This is a genomic window from Zobellia sp. OII3, from assembly GCF_002211465.1.
In the GTDB taxonomy this organism is placed as follows: Bacteria; Bacteroidota; Bacteroidia; order Flavobacteriales; family Flavobacteriaceae; genus Zobellia; species Zobellia galactanivorans.
In genome coordinates, this window is sequence record NZ_MWRZ01000015.1 from 26,087 (window position 1) to 43,849 (window position 17,763).

At 45.1% G+C, this 17,763-nt stretch carries 12 protein-coding genes; 9 read left to right on the forward strand and 3 right to left on the reverse strand.

Going from position 1 to position 17,763, the window contains the following annotated elements:
* Positions 1-132: 132 nt before the first annotated feature.
* From B4Q04_RS21085 to B4Q04_RS21095, 3 genes are all read right to left on the reverse strand, one after another.
* Positions 133-900 carry a DUF6090 family protein gene (locus B4Q04_RS21085; protein WP_013994663.1) on the reverse strand — a complete coding sequence of 256 codons (768 nt, stop codon included), beginning with the start codon at positions 898-900 and terminating at the stop codon, positions 133-135.
* Between the two features lie 631 nt (positions 901-1,531).
* The gene (locus tag B4Q04_RS21090) at positions 1,532-2,809 is read right to left on the reverse strand and encodes a chloride channel protein (protein WP_088697996.1); all 1,278 of its coding nucleotides are present in this window, start codon (positions 2,807-2,809) and stop codon (positions 1,532-1,534) included.
* A 147-nt stretch (positions 2,810-2,956) separates the two neighbouring features.
* A complete protein-coding gene (locus B4Q04_RS21095) occupies positions 2,957-4,000 on the reverse strand; it encodes a LacI family DNA-binding transcriptional regulator (protein ID WP_088697997.1) in 1,044 nt (347 codons plus the stop codon).
* A 253-nt stretch (positions 4,001-4,253) separates the two neighbouring features.
* Here B4Q04_RS21095 and B4Q04_RS21100 point away from each other — a divergent pair, with 253 nt between their 5' ends.
* The 9 genes from B4Q04_RS21100 to B4Q04_RS21140 are packed head-to-tail and all read left to right on the forward strand — an operon-like array spanning position 4,254 to position 17,741.
* On the forward strand, positions 4,254-7,352 hold the full coding sequence (locus B4Q04_RS21100) for a SusC/RagA family TonB-linked outer membrane protein (protein ID WP_088697998.1): 3,099 nt from the start codon (positions 4,254-4,256) through the stop codon (positions 7,350-7,352).
* 11 nt (positions 7,353-7,363) lie between these two features.
* A complete protein-coding gene (locus B4Q04_RS21105; RefSeq protein ID WP_088697999.1) occupies positions 7,364-8,728 on the forward strand; it encodes a RagB/SusD family nutrient uptake outer membrane protein in 1,365 nt (454 codons plus the stop codon).
* Between the two features lie 38 nt (positions 8,729-8,766).
* On the forward strand, positions 8,767-10,209 hold the full coding sequence (locus B4Q04_RS21110; RefSeq protein ID WP_013994677.1) for a DNRLRE domain-containing protein: 1,443 nt from the start codon (positions 8,767-8,769) through the stop codon (positions 10,207-10,209).
* 47 nt (positions 10,210-10,256) lie between these two features.
* Positions 10,257-11,003 (forward strand): glycoside hydrolase family 16 protein, encoded by a 747-nt coding sequence (locus tag B4Q04_RS21115; protein WP_123772410.1) that lies wholly within the window; start codon positions 10,257-10,259, stop codon positions 11,001-11,003.
* A 46-nt stretch (positions 11,004-11,049) separates the two neighbouring features.
* Positions 11,050-11,811: a 6-phosphogluconolactonase gene (locus B4Q04_RS21120; protein WP_013994679.1), complete on the forward strand. Its 762-nt coding sequence runs from the start codon at positions 11,050-11,052 to the stop codon at positions 11,809-11,811.
* A 28-nt stretch (positions 11,812-11,839) separates the two neighbouring features.
* Positions 11,840-13,402, forward strand: a complete 1,563-nt coding sequence (locus tag B4Q04_RS21125) for a family 20 glycosylhydrolase (RefSeq protein ID WP_201723433.1) — start codon at positions 11,840-11,842, stop codon at positions 13,400-13,402.
* Between the two features lie 59 nt (positions 13,403-13,461).
* Entirely contained in the window at positions 13,462-14,940 is a 1,479-nt protein-coding gene (locus B4Q04_RS21130) for a sodium:solute symporter family protein (RefSeq protein WP_088698002.1), read from the forward strand.
* 4 nt (positions 14,941-14,944) lie between these two features.
* Entirely contained in the window at positions 14,945-16,093 is a 1,149-nt protein-coding gene (locus B4Q04_RS21135) for an N-acetylglucosamine-6-phosphate deacetylase (RefSeq protein ID WP_088698003.1), read from the forward strand.
* Between the two features lie 55 nt (positions 16,094-16,148).
* Positions 16,149-17,741: a beta-N-acetylhexosaminidase gene (locus tag B4Q04_RS21140; protein WP_088698004.1), complete on the forward strand. Its 1,593-nt coding sequence runs from the start codon at positions 16,149-16,151 to the stop codon at positions 17,739-17,741.
* Positions 17,742-17,763: the final 22 nt, after the last annotated feature.

A 17,763-nucleotide genomic window follows, 5' to 3' on the forward strand; every position in this document is an offset into this window, starting at 1 on the left:
TCACGAATTCTTTATTGAAAATAGAAATCACATGAGTATATCCGAAAGGTTTGGTGGGCTTGGAAAACTCACCCAAGCCTTTAAATTTGGCACTTTTATGCCCTATTTACTATAGCCATTATTGTGCTTTCGTTATTTCTCCAGTTCTTGCTCAATTTCCTTTAGTATGGTTTCTATTTCCTTCTTTATGCGACCAAATAGTCGCGGTCCATTCGTGGCATCAGCTAACAATCGATAACCCAGTAGGTAATTTTCAAATTCAATTGATTCGAACACCAGCTTGTTATCGAGCTTTTCGGAAATCGATTCGTGCTCAAAATTCATAAATCCTATATCCGTCACTATTTTCCGTATACTTCCCTTTTCATAAAGAATAGTACGCAATTTTTCGTCTGTGAATTCAGCTCCATTTATTTGTTTGTTTAAAAAATCCAAAGAACTATTAAAAGAGGCTAAGTTTTGCCTTAAGCTTTTATTCAAAATCATATTGAGCTTACCTGAACTAATGATGTCATTTAAAACTCCTGTTGCCGGTACATAGCTGATTTCACTGCCGAAAATAGGGGCGAACTTTTGGGAAATTATTTGACTATTGACTGTGTCAAGCACATTTTTGTCAAATAAAGTCAATAGATATTCAAGTGACTGTATACGCAGCTCATTTTCTTGAATAGAGGCATTTATTTGATTCAGGTTCGTTTCAAATTCTGATTGTAGGGATATTAAATATTCCTGCTCTAGACTTCTTTGTTCGTTGTAATTATTGTTATTGTTAATCTGTAAAGCGATTAATATTCCAATCACAACGAGTATAATTTCACCGATAGCATAAAGTAGATATTTACTGAATTTATTTTCAGTCAGCAATTTTTGGCGAATTTTTCTAAAGAATTTTATCAATGGTTACCGGTTGGTTATAATGTTGTACAACTGTTAGTATATGGTGACGAAGCTGACGATAGGAAGCTATACACTATATAAATTGTGTGTGCCCAGCATGGGCATCTTTTATTTATCGAAAGGTAGCTAATTCATTTAGAGGGTGCAAGTCCCTTATGGGCAGGGGTAACGCCCTGAGCCATTAGTAAGTTGCAAGGGTGGTAATCGTGAGGTTACATCTGGAGGAAGCGACCCTACAAAACTTGGTACCGACGAACAGGAATCGCATATGAGGCATAAATGCACGGGTAAGTAAGCAGATCATTACAAAGCCCATAAGAATACCAAAAGTGAACTAATGTAGATGCGGCAGGAATCAAGTGAAAGAAGATGTTCTTACCCCGATAAAGATCGGGGCAGGCTCTGGGGAGGTCTCTACAACTACGAGTTGGTTAGGTAGAGAAGTCAGCCGATGACATAGTAGTCGTTACCCTGATAGTATCGATAGAGGACTGAACGGTAATGGTCTTTAATAGACAGAGGAGCTTTTTTAATTTTCATAATGAAGTAAACATGTCCGTCGAGAGTGAAGCTTCCGAAGCATACAGCCTAATGCCGCCTAAGGGCTTTTTGAGTTTTGGGGGTGGTATTCCTATGCGTCCTCCTTATTTTCCATTTGCGCTCCTATAAAAGGTATTCTTGGGGCTAAAAAATAACCGGTCAAGCTTGCAAACAGTATGGGGATAAAATGTCCGAAGCCGGTCAAGGTAGCGAGCAAGATGGTCGTGCTCATTGGGGTTCGGGTTACGCAGGCATTAATGGCGGCCATACAGCTGACAATGGCCAATGTTAGGTTGACCGTTGGAAACAATTGATGGATAATCAATCCCAAGGTCGTCCCGACGAAAAACAAGGGAATAATAAATCCGCCCCTCCAACCTGATGTCACGGTAATTGAAATGGCCACTAGTTTAAACACCAATATGGCGATCAATACCGTCAAGGAAAAATCCCCGGCAATGAGTTCGTTAATTTCGTGATGCCCGAAGTATCGGGTGATCGGAAGGTAAAAGGCGATGGTTCCGAGCAAAAGGCCACCGATCAGGGTTTTAATGTAAATGGGAATGGGGCTTTTCTCGAATACCGATTTAAAAAATTTGGTGCAGAAAATAAAGCCCCAACCAAAACACGCCCCGATTATGGCAAAGAGAACGGCATAGCCGAAATCGAAAATCCCCGAATATTCATAGGCGGATAAATCCCATATAGGCCCCAATCCTAAATGGACGATCAGGGCAAAGATCAAATAGCTAAAGCAACTTGCGACAAAGGCGGGAATTATAGCTTTGTAATATTCTACCGCGTGCTTGTGGTGGAGTATTTCCAAGGAAAACAGACTACCGCCTAAAGGGGCCCCGAACAAGGCCGTAAAACCCGAGGCCATGCCTGCGATACTTAATGAGCGTAATTCTTCGCCCTTTAGCCGGAAGATTTTTCCGATCCAAGTGCCTGTCGAACCCGTTATTTGTACCAATGGGGCTTCGGGGCCGAGACTTCCGCCCGATGCCACACATAATAAGGACGACAGCACCATTGAAGGATTATTTTTGGGGTCAAGCTTCCCTTTGTTGAACCGAATGTTGTTCACGATCAAATGGATTTCTCCCGGGTCTCCGATAAAGTAGATTACCAAACCCGCTAAAAGTCCGCAAACCGCCATAAAGGGAATCACTTGCCATCCAGTGAAAAAAGCGAATTGGTGGGTCAAAAACTCGAGTGCGATCCAATACGCCCCCGCAATGGTTCCGCCTACCAATCCAAGAAAGGCCCACAACAAAAACGTGCGACTAAAGACGAAGGGGTTGAACCTTACGGGTTGGTCTAAGATGTTGAGGTAGCTTACTAGTTTCTTTTTGCTCTTAAGTTTCAATGCGTAAAATCGGCTTTTATATCTTGTAGAACTTCATAAAATCGGTGCAATGTACATCATTATACATCGAATTCCGAACACGGCTTCTGCCTTTATTTTATTTTTTGGGTGAGGAGGGGTGTTGGTTTTTTAGGGACGGGAATTTAACTACAATTTCGTGTCGCTTGCTTTTCTCATTGAGGAAGCCCTGACCACCAAATCGGTCTTGAGGGTAATGGTTTCGAACTCTACAAAACTATCGGTATCGTCTATCTGTCGGATCAATAGGCTTGCGGCGGCCTGCCCCATTTGAAAGGCGCGGTCGTTAATCGTGGTAAGGTTGGGTTCTATGACCCTTGATATGGGGTAATTACTAAAGCCCACTACGGCTATTTGCTCGGGAACCTTGATATGGGCCTTTTGAAAGACCTGAATGGCGCTGATCGCCGTATAATCGTTCGAACAGAACAATCCGTCGGGCAATTCGGGTAGGGCCAGCATTTTTTTTGCGCATTCGGCCCCTTCTTCGTAGGTCAGGTTCTTGGTTTCTAGAATAAGGGACGGGTCTATGGGCAACTTATGTTTTTTTAAAGCCGTTTTATAGCCCTCCAAGCGGTCTTTAAAAATGTGGGTCGACTGGTTTCCGGCGATATGGGCGATGCGGCTACAGCCTTGTTGGATAAGGTGCTCCGTTGCCTTAAAGGCCGATTCGTAATCGTTGATGACAATTTTGTTGGCGTTAAAATTGGTCGGGACGCGGTCGTAGAAAATTACGGGTACCCCCAATTTGGCGAATTTTTTAAAATGGGCATACGACTTGGTCTCGTTCGAAAGACAGATGATAATGCCCTCGACCATCCTGTTTTGTAAAATACGGGTAATCTCTTTTTCCCTTTCGAAGGAATCTTTCGATTGAAAAATGGTAACATTATATCCCTTGCTATAGGCGTACTCTTCAATACCACTAATGACCAGGGAGTGGAAGTGTATATCGATCTTGGGAACGATAATACCGATGGACTGGGTTTTCTTTTTTCTAAAACTCGAGGCAATGGAATTGGGGGTAAAGCCTAGTTCGTCTGCCTTTTGCTGGACCAGTTTACGTGTGGCATCGCTAATGGCAGGGTGCCCCGAGATGGCCCGTGAAATCGTGGAAGGCGATAAGTTCAGCTCCTTTGCCAAATCTTTTAAGGTAACTCTGGAATTCCCCATAAGTAAATTTTAACAAACGTTTGCGTAAATTTTACAATCTCAAATTAGAAGAAATATTCTCTAAACGTATATTATGATGTGTATATATTGCAAATTTAACATTTTTTAGCCAATTATTCTTAAGTGGGAATAAAATTTAAGGAGATTTTACAGTTATTTTATGCAAACGTTTGCATTAATTCGATCTTAATTTTATATTTGAGATCATTAGGCGTTGATAGTTCTTTTCTAATAACCAGTTAAACATTGTTTTATGAGTAAAAAAAGTAAATCCGATCGTTCGCATTTCGGTAGTCGAGAGTTCTTCTTAAAGACTGGTATTCTTTGGGTGATGTTGTTTTTCCTTCATGGTTTTGGCTTTTCGCAAGAGCTTCGGATAGTAGGGAAAATTACCGACCAAGAGAGTGGTGAACCTCTTATCGGGGTCAGTGTCGTGGAGAAGGGAACCACAAATGGGGTGGCTTCCGACTTTGATGGAAAGTATATAATAAAAGTAAATTCCCCTGAAGCCGTATTGAGCTTTTCTTCTATGGGTTACCGAGCTGTAGAGATCCAAGTGGGTGAAAAGGAAGAATTGGACCTTGCTTTACAGCTGGTAGCCAATCAACTCGACGAGTTCGTCGTGGTAGGCTACGGTAAAAAGAAGAAGCGGAACTTGACGGGGTCCGTGGTGTCCGTCGGTGTGGAAGATATTGCCCAGACCAACCAACAGGATGCTTTGAGCATTTTACAAGGACGGGCCGCTGGGGTACAGATCGTTTCCAATTCCGGGGCGCCCGGTGGCGGTATGACGGTAAGGGTCAGGGGGAATTCTTCCTTGAACTCGGGAAACTCCCCATTGTACGTGATAGACGGGGTACCCGTTGAATCGAATTCCCTTTCTTCGTTGAACGGAACGGAAAACTTCGGTTTGAACCCGCTTTCCGATATCAATCCCAATGACATTGAATCCATCGAGGTTCTGAAAGATGCGGCTTCTACCGCAATTTACGGTTCCCGTGCCGCAAACGGCGTGGTGATGATCACGACCAAAAGGGGAAAGGAAGGCAAAGGCCAGGTGAATATCAGTTTTACATCGGGTACGAGCCAGATTACGAGAAAGCTCAGTGTCTTGAACGCCTCCCAGTACCGACAGGTGATTATAGATTCTTACCTGAATATGGACAATCCCGTTGAACCGAACTGGACGGTCATTGATTCCTTGAACCCTAAAAACAATGGTGATGTCGATTGGCAAGAAGAATTGTTGCGGGTCGCGCCACAATATAAGGTAGACGTATCGGTACAAGGTGGTTCGGAGAATGCCAAGTATTCATGGAGTTCTTCCTTTTTGGATCAAGACGGTATCATCCTAAATTCCAACTACAAAAGGGTGACCTCGCGCTTAAATGTTGATTTTGATGTTTCCGACCGATTTAAAATTGGTCAGAGCATTTCCTATACGAACGGGGTGAATAACCGAATAAACGCGGGGGGAACGGGTAACTTAAGTGTGGTCCGTGAACTCTTGATCAGACCGCCATCCTATGCCATGTATTTGCCCGACGGTTCTTTGAACGGGTATCAATTTGGAAAAAGAAATCCCGTAGGTCTCGCCGAATACGCAACGCATTTGAACAAGACCAATAGGGTAATCGGTAACCAATACGGTGAATTTACCTTTTTTGAAGGATTGAAGTTGCGCAGTAACCTGAACTTAGACTTCCTCAATATGAAGGAAGACGAGTTCCTTCCATCTTCCTTAGATTATCGGGAAGGCTACAATTCTGGGGCGACCAGCTCGCTCAACAACTTGACTTGGGGCAACGAAACGTTTTTGACCTATGACAAGGCCTTCAACAAGGGGCATAACCTTAACGCCTTGGCGGGCTTTAGTTTTCAGGAATGGAACTATGAGCGTACCGGCCTTGAGGGAATGTTTTTTCCTAGTGATAACGTCATCACCTTAAATGCGGCGGGAACCATTTCCGGACAAGAGGCCAACATCCATACCCAACACTCCATGTTGTCGTATTTCGGAAGGTTGTCCTACGATTACAAAGGCAAGTACTTGCTGGAGATGAACCTGAGGGCCGATGGTTCTTCGCGTTTTGGTAAGGATAACCGTTTCGGTTATTTTCCTTCGGCTTCCGTGGGATGGAGGTTCTCCGATGAGAATATATTTGAAAACGTAAATTTCCTTTCCGATGGAAAATTAAGGTTTAGCGCGGGACAGACGGGTAACGAAGCCATAGGAAACTATACTTCCCAAGGTGAATTTTTAGTGGGCACCAATTATTTGGGGTATTCCGGGGCATCGCCATCGGTAATGCCGAATTCTGGACTCACCTGGGAAACCACTACCCAATACAATGCGGGCCTGGACCTGTCTTTTATGAACAACAGGCTCACGGTCAATGCGGATGTCTACCTAAAGGAAACGAACGATTTGTTGTACAACGTACCTATACCTAGAACTTCTGGTTTCGCTTATAGCACGCAGAATATAGGAAGCATTGAAAATAAAGGGGTAGAACTCCTGATTTCTACGCGTAACTTGGTAGGTGACTTTAAATGGGATACCAATTTTAATATCAGCACCAACCGTAACGTGGTAAAAGATTTGCCCGACGACTTGTTGACCAATGGATATATACAGAACGGAACCTATCATATCTTACAGGAGGGATTGCCGATAGGTACCTTCTACGGATGGAAGTTCAACGGGGTATATGCCCGTGATGAGGACAATGTAAACGGTATTACCAACGGGGCCCTGGGCAAGGTGTTCAAAGGGGGCGACCCTATATGGAACGACCTTAACGGCGACAATATCATTGATGAAGACGACCGTGAGGTTATCGGGGATGCCCAGCCTGATTTTTTTGGGGGGATCACGAACAACTTTAGCTATAAAAACTTTAGTCTTGGCGTCTTTATGCAGTTCTCTTATGGCAATGATATTTATAGCGAGATCAACCATCAAAGAAATTCAGTGGTCCGCTATAACAACCTTTCTACCGATGCACTCGATAGATGGCGTGAACAGGGCGATGTTACCGATTTTCCAAAACCGGTTCGCGATGACCCTATGCAATCCGATAGTCGGGTACAGAGCCGATGGGTAGAAGATGGTTCTTATTTAAAGCTAAAGAACGTCAACCTGCGCTATAGCTTCCCTTCTAAGTTGATCAGTTCATTCGGACTTAGTAAACTTGATGTGTTCGTAACGGCGTCCAATTTGATTACTTGGACAAAGTATACCGGTTTTGATCCGGACGTAAACTCTTATAATGGCCTGCGCGCCGGTATTGACGAGGGGTCCTACCCACAGAGCCGTACCATCATGACAGGATTAAACTTTCAATTTTAAAAAAAAGGACCATGAAAAATTATAAAAAAATACTTTCGCTCATTCTTATGGCAGGAATATTTTCTTGTTCCGACGATATATTGGATAAGGATCCCCAAAGCGGTTTTTCCGCCTCGGGTTTCTACCAGACCTCAAGTGATGCCCAGGCCGGGGTATACGGTATCTACGATGCCGTTCAATCTACATTTTCCTTGAACTTTTCCTTTTGGGGGGAGGGTAGGGCCGATGCGGTCGATACAAACCACTCGGGCGACCCATTGCTCATGAAGCAGAATGCCTTGAACAAAACCATGACTTCCGCCCGATGGAACAATCTGTATGAAACCATCAGCCGGGCCAACTATGCCATAAAATACGTACCGGGTGTTTTTGAGTCCGGAAACGATTTTAGCAATCAGTTGGTGGGGCAGGCAAGGGCACTCAGGGCCTTGTCTTACTTTTATGCCGTACGTGTGTGGGGCAATGTACCCATGATATTGGAACCCTACGAAAGTTCGGAACAAGGGTTCTTTGTCGAAAAAACGGATAAAGAAGCTATTTTAGACCAAATAGAAGCGGACTTATTGTTTGCCGCTGACAATTGTCGCGAGAGCTTTGGAGGGGAAAGAGATCGCCTCTTGATTACCCAAGGTTCGGCCTATGCCTTGCTTACCCAGGTGTATATGTGGAGGAACAAATACGAAGAGGCCGTAGACGCTGCCGAAAAAGTGATGGGCAATAGTTTGTACTCCTTGGTGGGGATAGGGGATTGGTCAAAGATTTTTTCGACCGGTTTTTCAAACGAAAGCATTTTTGAGATCGGTTACGATGAAACACAGACCAACAATTTAAGGGTGCTTTACGCCTTGGGCTCCGATAGCCACTATTTTCCCAGTGAGACCTTTAGAAATTCCTTTGAGGAAGGCGATTTGAGAATGGACCTTATTTATGATGTGACGGCAGAGCAGCCTAAAAAAATCTGGAAGTTTTTCGGACAAGGGTTCAACGACGAAAGTCCGGATCCCTCCGATAAAAATATAGTAATGGTCCGATTGGCCGATATTATGCTTTTAAAGGCTGAGGCCCATAATAAATTGGGGCAGGTAAATGAAGCTTTAGGACTCTTGAACACTATTCGAACCAGGGCAGGTCTGGCCGAGTTGACCCAAGACGATGCCATAAGTGCCTATGGGGATGTGGAATCGGCCATTTTACACGAGCGGTCCATAGAGCTTTCCTTTGAAGGACACCGTTGGTTCGACCTAGTGCGGACCGGTAAGGCCATTGAGGTGATGAAGCCGATCAATGGCTTAAGTGATGAAGCCAACTTGGTGTGGCCATTGCACGAAGACGCCCTAAATAGAAACCCTAAACTCGTACAGAACGCTTTTTACTAGAATCCGGTTCATTTATGTGTTCAATAAAAAAATAAAACATGAAAAATCATATCATAAAATTCACAAAACCCGTTCTCCTTGCCGCTGTTTTCATAGGTGGGGTTTACAGCTGTGAGATCCAAGAAAACTTTGATTATCAAGAGTCGGGTATAGACGGTAAGTTAGAGATTTCCGCTTGGGAATTTATTAAAAGGGATACCTCCTTGTCCATGTTCGAAAGCGCCATAGTACGAGCGGAATTACAGGGCTTCTTTAGCGATAGCGAAACGAGGACCTTTATAGCGCCTACCAATACCGCTTTTTCCGAATATCTAGAGACGAATTCCTATGCATCTATAGACGATGTGCCTTTGCCTATTTTGCGCAACGCCCTCAAATACCACATTGTAAATGATAAGGTATTGTTTACCGACCCGAAGCTGTTCGAGAACAATAAGCCTTTGCCCTATAGCACCGAGAACGGGCAAACCATGTATTTGTCGCATAACAGTAACTTTATTGGACTTATCAATGAAGGTACGAGCAAACAATGGGAGATTTACAGCTCGAACATAGAGCCTTTGGGCGATGTGGTACACGTGGTAAATTCCATAGTGTATTTTTCGGCCCCTTCAGGCGATCTGAACGTTCCTGATCCCACCGTAAAAACCGATACCATTTATCCCATACACGATACCTACGTCAACGGTGGAAGCCAGTCTGGGGTCAATTTTGGTTCCGATGTGCTTTTAAAGGTAAAGAATGTCGATGGTAACGGCGATTATGATAGAAAGGCCTTTTTAATGTTCGATTTGAACGATTTTGACGAAGAAGGCGTAATTACCGATATAAAACTTGAGATAGCGGTAAAGTTCACCCATGCCAAAGGGGTGGCCTTGGATCTCTATGCCGTACAGGATACGCTGTGGAACGAAATGGGACTCACCTTTGACAATGCCACCTTCCCTACCGATGACCCGATAGCCAGTCTTACGACCACCAAGGTGAGCACGTTTAACTATGACCTAACGGATTATGTGACCGGTTTGGGCGGTATGCAACGTGTGGCCTTTATGCTAGACGGTGAGGCGGGTACCAACGAAACGGACGAATTTGGTTCTAAGGAAAATACCGATTTTAATATGCCCATGTTGATCGCCACCCTAGGTTCGGGCAACAGTTTTCTTGAATTGGAGAAAAACAATGGTTTTAGCGTAAACACGGGTGAAGCTTTTGTATGGAATTCCGATGTTCTTGAAATCTCGGGGGCTTCCAACGGTGATATCATTTATACCGTAGAAGGGATACCTCAAAACGGATGGTTGATCAAAGGGGCACAAACCTTGCAGGTGGGTGATAAGTTTACCCAGCAAGATATCGATTTGATGAACTTGGTCTACATCAATAACGGATCGGGTAGTGCGGATCAGATTGATTTATCGGCCAAAGACAGGGTTGGGTCGGTCATAGAACCGTTCACCTTGGAAATCCTTATTCAGTAATAAGTTTAAATATTCCCATGCAAATACAAAAAGACAAAATGTATGCTATGTTACGAAAAGGTATGTTCGGTCTTTTTGTAGTACTTGACCTTTTTGCCCTTAAAGCCTGTAGTGGCCCGGAAGACCCCCAAGAAACACCGGTTCAACAATCGAATCGGATTATCGATTTTTCCGGGCACCAATGGCTGGTCCGTAATTCAAATAATGATAAGCAGGGGCCAGGCCCCAACTACTTCTTAGACTCCGAAGAAAATGTCTGGGTAGACGATGAGGGGCGCTTGCACTTGAAGATTATCAAAAAGGAAGGCATTTGGTATTGTTCAGGAATAAGCTTGCTATGGTCGCACGGGTATAACAAGTATGTTATGTATGCCTCGAGTAGGCTGGATCAAATCGATGAGAATGCGGTCGCGGGATTTTTCGTGTACGGAAACGATACCGAGGAAATAGATATCGAATTTTCGAAATGGTCTAAAACCGAGAATGACAATTCGCAGTTTGCCGTACAGCCGTCTTCAGTGGTTGACAACAAGTTCCGGTTCAATATGGAAATGGAAAATGGCTTGTCGACCCACTTTTTCGATTGGAAACCCGATCGTATCGAATTTGCCAGTTTCAACGGGCATGTCGATGTAAGTTTAGAAGAACCCCTAAATCACTGGGTGTACAAGGGTGCCGATATTCCGCCCGACAAGGAAGAAAGATTAAAAATAAACTTATGGCTTTTTAAAGGAAGTAGTCCATCGAACAACCAAGAGGTCGAAATCATTATCGACAGAATCGAAATTTTATAGGCTCATAAAAGATGTGGCCTAAGCGCAATAAAAAACAGAAATAAAAATGCTAGATTACGCAAAGAAAATTAATGTCTTTCCTTCTAGGACCGAAGCAGGTACAGCTGCCGGGAAAGCAATTGAAAAACATATCCTAAAATTGCAGGAAAGACAAGAGGTGGTACGTATTATTTTTGCCGCCGCGCCTTCGCAAGATGCCATGTTGGAGTACTTGGCGCAATCCCGATCCATTCGGTGGGATAAAATCATCGCCCTGCATATGGACGAGTACATCGGGTTGCCCCAAGGGGCACAACAACACTTTTCCAAATACCTCGAAGACCACCTTTTTTCTAAAGTAGGCCTAAAGGAGCGGTTTTTGATAAACCCCCATACGGATTTGGACGAAGAGCTCGACCGATATTCAAAACTGGTCAACGAAGGCCCGATAGATATGGTTTGCGCTGGTATTGGCGAGAATGGCCATATTGCATTTAATGACCCCCCGGTAGCCCATTTTGATGACCCCGAAACGGTCAAGATTGTAACCCTTGACGAGGGATGTCGCCAGCAACAGGTGAACGATGGCTGTTTCGCCAACTTGGACCAAGTGCCTGAAAAGGCCTTGACCTTGACCATTCCCGCCCTAATGAGGGGCGAGAAGCTGTTCTGTATTGTTTTGGGCGCTAAAAAGAGCGAAGCGGTAAAAAACTCCTTGTTGGGGCCGATCACTACCGAATGTCCGGCTTCGATATTGGCAACACATGCCAATTGCGAATATTATTTCGATGAGGATGCCTATCAAGGGGTGGTAAAGGTGTCGAGTTAAATTTTTAAATTAAAGAACGAACTATCCTATGAGGTCAAAACATATTTTATATTCGATTGCGGTGTGGCTTGTACTCCTTGTGATGCCCTTGCACTTTCAGGCCCAGACATCGGGGAATAAACGAACGGATGACTTTGCCATTAAGGGTTTTCATATTGATCTACGGATTCAGGTAATGACCCCCCAGGCTTTAAAGGACTTTGTTACGGAACTTTCCGGTTTCGGAATCAATACCTTGGTGATGGAGTGGGAGGGAACCTATCCCTTTAAAAATCACGCTACCATTTCAAATAAGTACTCCTACACGCGTGAAGAGATAAAAGATTTTGTGGCCCATTGCGATAGTCTAGGCATACAGGTCGTGCCACTTCAACAGAGCTTGGGCCATGTAGAGTATATTCTCAGAAACCCCCGGTACAGCCTCTTAAAGGAAGACCGAAAGGATATTTCGCAATTATGCCCCATGCAGGTGGAGGCGAACATAGAGCTGTTTTCGGATCTATTGGCCGATTTGTCGGAAACCCATAATTCCGATTACATACACCTTGGTGGCGATGAGACTTATTTGTTGGGCCATTGTTCCTTCTGTAAGAAAAAGGTAGAGGAAGAGGGAAAGTCGAAATTGTTCGTCGACCATATGAAGATGGTGGCCGAGGCGGTGATCGCCTTGGGAAAGAAGCCGATTATTTGGGCCGATATCATTTTAAAATATCCTGAGGCTGCGGCCGAGTTGCCCGAGGAAACCATTTTTATCGACTGGAACTACGGCTGGAAAACCAATCACTTTGGGGATGTGGCCGGACTTCAAGAGTTGGGCTTCACCTTTTGGGGCTCCCCTGCGATCCGCTCCCATCCCGATAACTGGTACGGAACGGGCTGGATGGCCCATTTTAAAAACCAACGGGATTTTATTCCCTACGCCCGGGAAGCCAACTATAAAGGCCTGGTCATGACTTCGTGGTCTACCAGTGGCGTATACGGCTTTACATGGGACGTAGGCTATGATGTGATGGATATGGTGCAAATGCGAAATACCTATCCTATGGCGGGCTTTCGTATTCTTATCGCCAGCTATGCCCATGCCCTGAAAACCGATGAACCCTTGGATATCGAAGCCTTTGTTAGGGATTACGGCAAGAAAAGGTTCGGCTTGAACCGGGCCGATAGTCAAAAACTTTGGGACTTCTTTTCGGCAAACCCCGAACCGATTACCAACGGCAAAGCTTCAAAGAGTGGCAGTATTGAAGAAGTGAAGGAGCGCTACGGAAAGATAAGGGAGGCCATAAGCAGTGTCACGCCCTCAAAGAACATCAGGGAATTTGGACATTTTAAGTTGATGGCCGATTTAAGGATGCACTATCTGGATTTTAAAAACATTGAGGCGCGCTATAACTCCAAAGGGTTTTCCGTTGTCGATACCCCCGAACTGCTTAAGGCCTTAGACCAGGTTTTAAAGGATGCCAAAGACCTCGATAAACGATTTATAGACCTCAATAAGGGATTTCTATACGATGCCGAATTACAAGAGCAAAATGCCTTAAGGGTCGAGCCCGTGAAAGGACTCTATGACCGTTTGGCCAAATTAAAATAAGGTAAACCTTAGTCGTGGATGAATATCGTAAAACCAAATTTTTGCCCTAAATAAGTAAGATGCAGCTACTCGATTGGATTGTTTTATCATTGTATTTTTTAATGCTTTTGTCCATTGGCCTATGGTCTTATTTTCGGGTAAAGAACGCTGCCGACTTTTACACGGCCGGGGGGAATTTACCCTGGTGGCTATCGGGTATCTCGCATCATGTTTCCGGTTATAGTGGGGCCGTGTTCGTGGCTTATGCCGGTATTGCCTATACCCACGGCTTTAGTCTCTATGTGTGGTGGGCCTTTACGGTGGGCCTTGCTACCCTCCTGGCCGCATTCTACATTGCGCCCCGTTGGTCGAGGCTGCGGATTTTCTCCGGGATCCAATCCCCTACGGAATACCTCTTAAAGCGCTACGACCTAAAAACCCAACAGTTGATCGCCTGGTCGGGGGCCATCATAAAAATCTTCGACACAGGGGGAAAACTTGCCGCCATAGCCGTTCTACTGAATGTGTTCAGCGGAAGCTCCATAACCTTCGGGATTATCTTGGTGGGTACTATTTCCCTCGTATATATAACCATAGGGGGGCTCTGGGCGGATGTGTGGAACGATTTCGGACAGTTTATCGTACAGCTGCTTGCCGGAACCACCATGTTCGTCATGATCATTATGAAATTAGATGATGGTATCGCAGGTATCTTTACGATGTGGGATCGCTTACCTGCCGAAAATTCCAACTTTTTTAATAGCCCCTATACCTTTGGCTTTGTCATCGTCATCTTGATCATCAACTTTTTTAGCTATAGCGGGGGCACTTGGAACCTGGCTACGCGTTTTATCTCGTCCACTTCGGGGGAAACGGCAAAGAAGGCGGCCATTCTATCGTCCATACTCTACTTTATATGGCCCTTGGTCTTGTTCTACCCCATGTTCGCCTCGCCTCTTTTTCTAGAGAACCTGGCGGACCCCACACTTTCTTACGGAATGATGGTAAAGCAATTTCTCCCTACGGGCTTGGTCGGACTCGTTCTTGCTTCACTTTTTGCGAATACCCTGTCTATGACGGCATCGGACTCAAATACGGTTTCCGCCGTTATCAGTCGTGATATTCTTCCGGTCTTGTTTCCCGCCATAAGGACATACGATAGTAAACAACTATTGCAATTGGCGAGATTGACAACTTTTTGTTTTACGATGCTTACCATTGTAGTAGCCTTGAATTCCAGTCATTTTGGGGGTGTTTTCGGCTTGATCATCAGTTGGTTCGGCGCCCTCTTGGGTCCCATCTCCATCCCTATGATCCTAGGCCTGTTGCCCGTTTTCGCGAAAAGCGACGGAAGGGCGGCCCTGATATCCATTGTGGGCGGTTTGGTGACCTTTATACTTCTTAAAATATTTCCCATAGATTCCTTTGCCCTAGAGATCGGTGCCCCTACCTTGGTTTCCTTCTTTTTGTTTGCGTTATACGGATTTTTGAACAAGGGCGAAGTACCGGAAGAAGTATTGGAATTGCATAAAAATTTGGCGAAGACGGATAAAAACTAAAGTAATGAAAACGAATTTTAAAGGTCAGCATTACAAAACGGGAAAGCCTATTGACATTCGTGTTAATGGGGGAATGATAGTGGAGGTGAAAGAGTCCCTTGCTGCCGAGGGCGAATTTCATTTGGCCCCAGGCTTGGTAGACCTTCAGGTTAACGGATTCAAGGGAATCGACTTTAATAGTGGCCTATTGACGGCCGATGAGGTTTGTGAGCTCACCTGTTTTTTATGGGAAGCCGGGGTCACTACCTATTTCCCGACCTTGATCACCAATTCCGACGAAGGCATAGTCGAGGCCATAGAGGCCATTGTTGCCGCCTGTAAGGCCGACGAAAGGGTGAACGCCTCCATTGGAGGGATTCATTTGGAAGGCCCTTTTCTATCGGCTGAGGACGGTCCACGGGGCGCACATCCTTTAAAACATATAAAAGCCCCCGATTGGGAGCTGTTCCGTTCTTGGCAGAAATTGGCCGAAGGCAGGATACAGCTAATGACCATGGCCCCCGAATGGCCGGAAGCCGAAGGGTTTATAAAAAAATGTACGGCTTCGGGCGTGTTGGTATCCATCGGGCATACTGCCGCCAGTCCGTTGCAAATACAGACCGCCATAGGGGCGGGCGCAACCATGTCGACCCATTTGGGCAATGCTACCCATTTATCCTTGCCCAGGCACGACAATTACATTTGGGAACAGTTGGCATCGGACAAGCTATGGGCCTCTATTATCGCCGATGGCTTTCATTTGCCCAAGGCCATGCTAGAAATATTCGTCAAGGTAAAGGAAGGGCGGTGCATTTTGGTGAGTGACTGTACAAAGTTTGCCGGCCTCGCGCCGGGATCCTACGATAGCCATATTGGAGGACAGATAGAATTGAACAAGGAAGGTCGATTGTTTATGAAGAAAGAGCCAAAAATGTTGGCCGGTTCCGCCCAGTCCCTGGCTTGGTGCGTAGACCATTTGACGAATTCGGGCATTCTTCCCCTGTCGGAAGCTCTGGATATGGCCTCCGTAAAACCTATGGAGTGGTTAGGGGCCAATAAAACCTTGGGGTTGACCAAAGGGGCTAGCGCGGATTTCATCGTCTTTGAACGGCGCGCCAATACCATCGAAATTGTAAGGACGGTTAAGTCCGGCGCAGTGGTTTACCAAGGCTAGTATCACTTAAAACACAAAGTAGAATCAAAACACAGTACATAAAAATATATAGTATATGAAGCTTTCCAATTCCTTTTTTATAGCTCTTGTCCTCTCCGTTTTTTCAATGCAGGCTAGGGAAGAAGTCACTATCATTCCCCAGCCTACGTCAGTGGCATATGGAGAAGGTTCCTTTCAATTAAAGGGCAAGATTTCCATAATAAGCGCTGAAAACTTGGGGAATGAAGCAAGCTATTTGGCAAAAGTGCTTCAAACAGGCTTTGGGCAATCGCCCCGAATAAAGCGCAAGGGCAAGGGTATTGGTCTTTTTCTAGAGGAAAGCCTGTTGTCGGAGTTGGGCAAGGAAGGCTATATCCTATCGGTTGGAAAAAAGGGGATAACCATTAAAGCCGCTACCAATACAGGGGTGTTCTATGGCATCCAAAGCTTGCGACAGATGCTTCCCCCAGATTTTGGCTATGCTGCACCCGTGGAGGGGGTTACGCTTCCAATTTTGGAAATAAGCGATACTCCCAGGTTTCCTTGGAGGGCATTTATGTTGGATGAATCCAGGCATTTTAAGGGGAGTGAGACGGTCAAAAAGATGTTGGACCAAATGGCCCTCTTGAAGATGAATACCTTTCACTGGCATCTGACCGATGACCAAGGCTGGCGGATCGAGATAAAGAAATATCCGAAGCTCACGGAAATCGGTTCCAAAAGAAAGAACACCCAGGTGAGCCGAAAGAGTGAGGAAAGAACAAAAGGACCCCATGAAGGTTTTTATACCCAAGAAGAGATCAAGGAAATCATCGCCTATGCCAAGGCTAGGCATATCACCGTAGTGCCCGAAATAGAAATGCCGGGCCACGCCATGGCGGCAATTGCGGCTTACCACTGGCTAGGGACCTTGGGGACCACAACCGAAGTTCCAGCCGTATTCGGAAAAATGGACGATTCCTTCAATATTGGAGACGAAAAGGTAGTGCGCTTTCTCAAGGATGTCCTCGATGAGGTAATGGCCCTTTTTCCAGGTTCCGTAGTGCATATCGGGGGAGACGAGGTGAACTATACGCCTTGGGAGACCCATCAAGATATTGTAAGCTTTATGAAGGAAAAGAACTTGGGTAGCCCTGCTGATTTACAGATTTACTTTACCAATGAAATATCGAACTATATCGACAATGCCGGAAAACGAATGATGGGGTGGAATGAAATTATGGGCGATGATATACATGGGGAACGCGAGCAAGAAACGGTTCAAACGGAGAAACTGGCAAAATCGGCCATCGTACACTTTTGGAAAGGCGATTTGCAATTGATCAATCGGGCGGTTCAAGAGGGGTATGATGTGGTGAATTCGAATCACTGGGATACCTACTTGGATTATACCTACCAAAGACTGCCCCTGTCAAAGTCCTACGCCTTTGATCCCATTCCTAAAGGCTTGGACCAAAAGTACCATGCGCGTATTTTAGGTTCGGGCACCCAAATGTGGAGTGAATGGATACCAACGGTAGAAAGCATGGAAAAGCAAATTTTTCCGAGGCTGGCAGCCTATGCGGAGGTAGGGTGGACCCAAACCCACAATAAAGATTTTGATCGGTTTCAGCGGGCCCTAGACGATTTAAAAATTACTTGGGCCAAATCAGGAATCAGTTTTCATTAAGAACAAGAAAAATCCCCCCGCC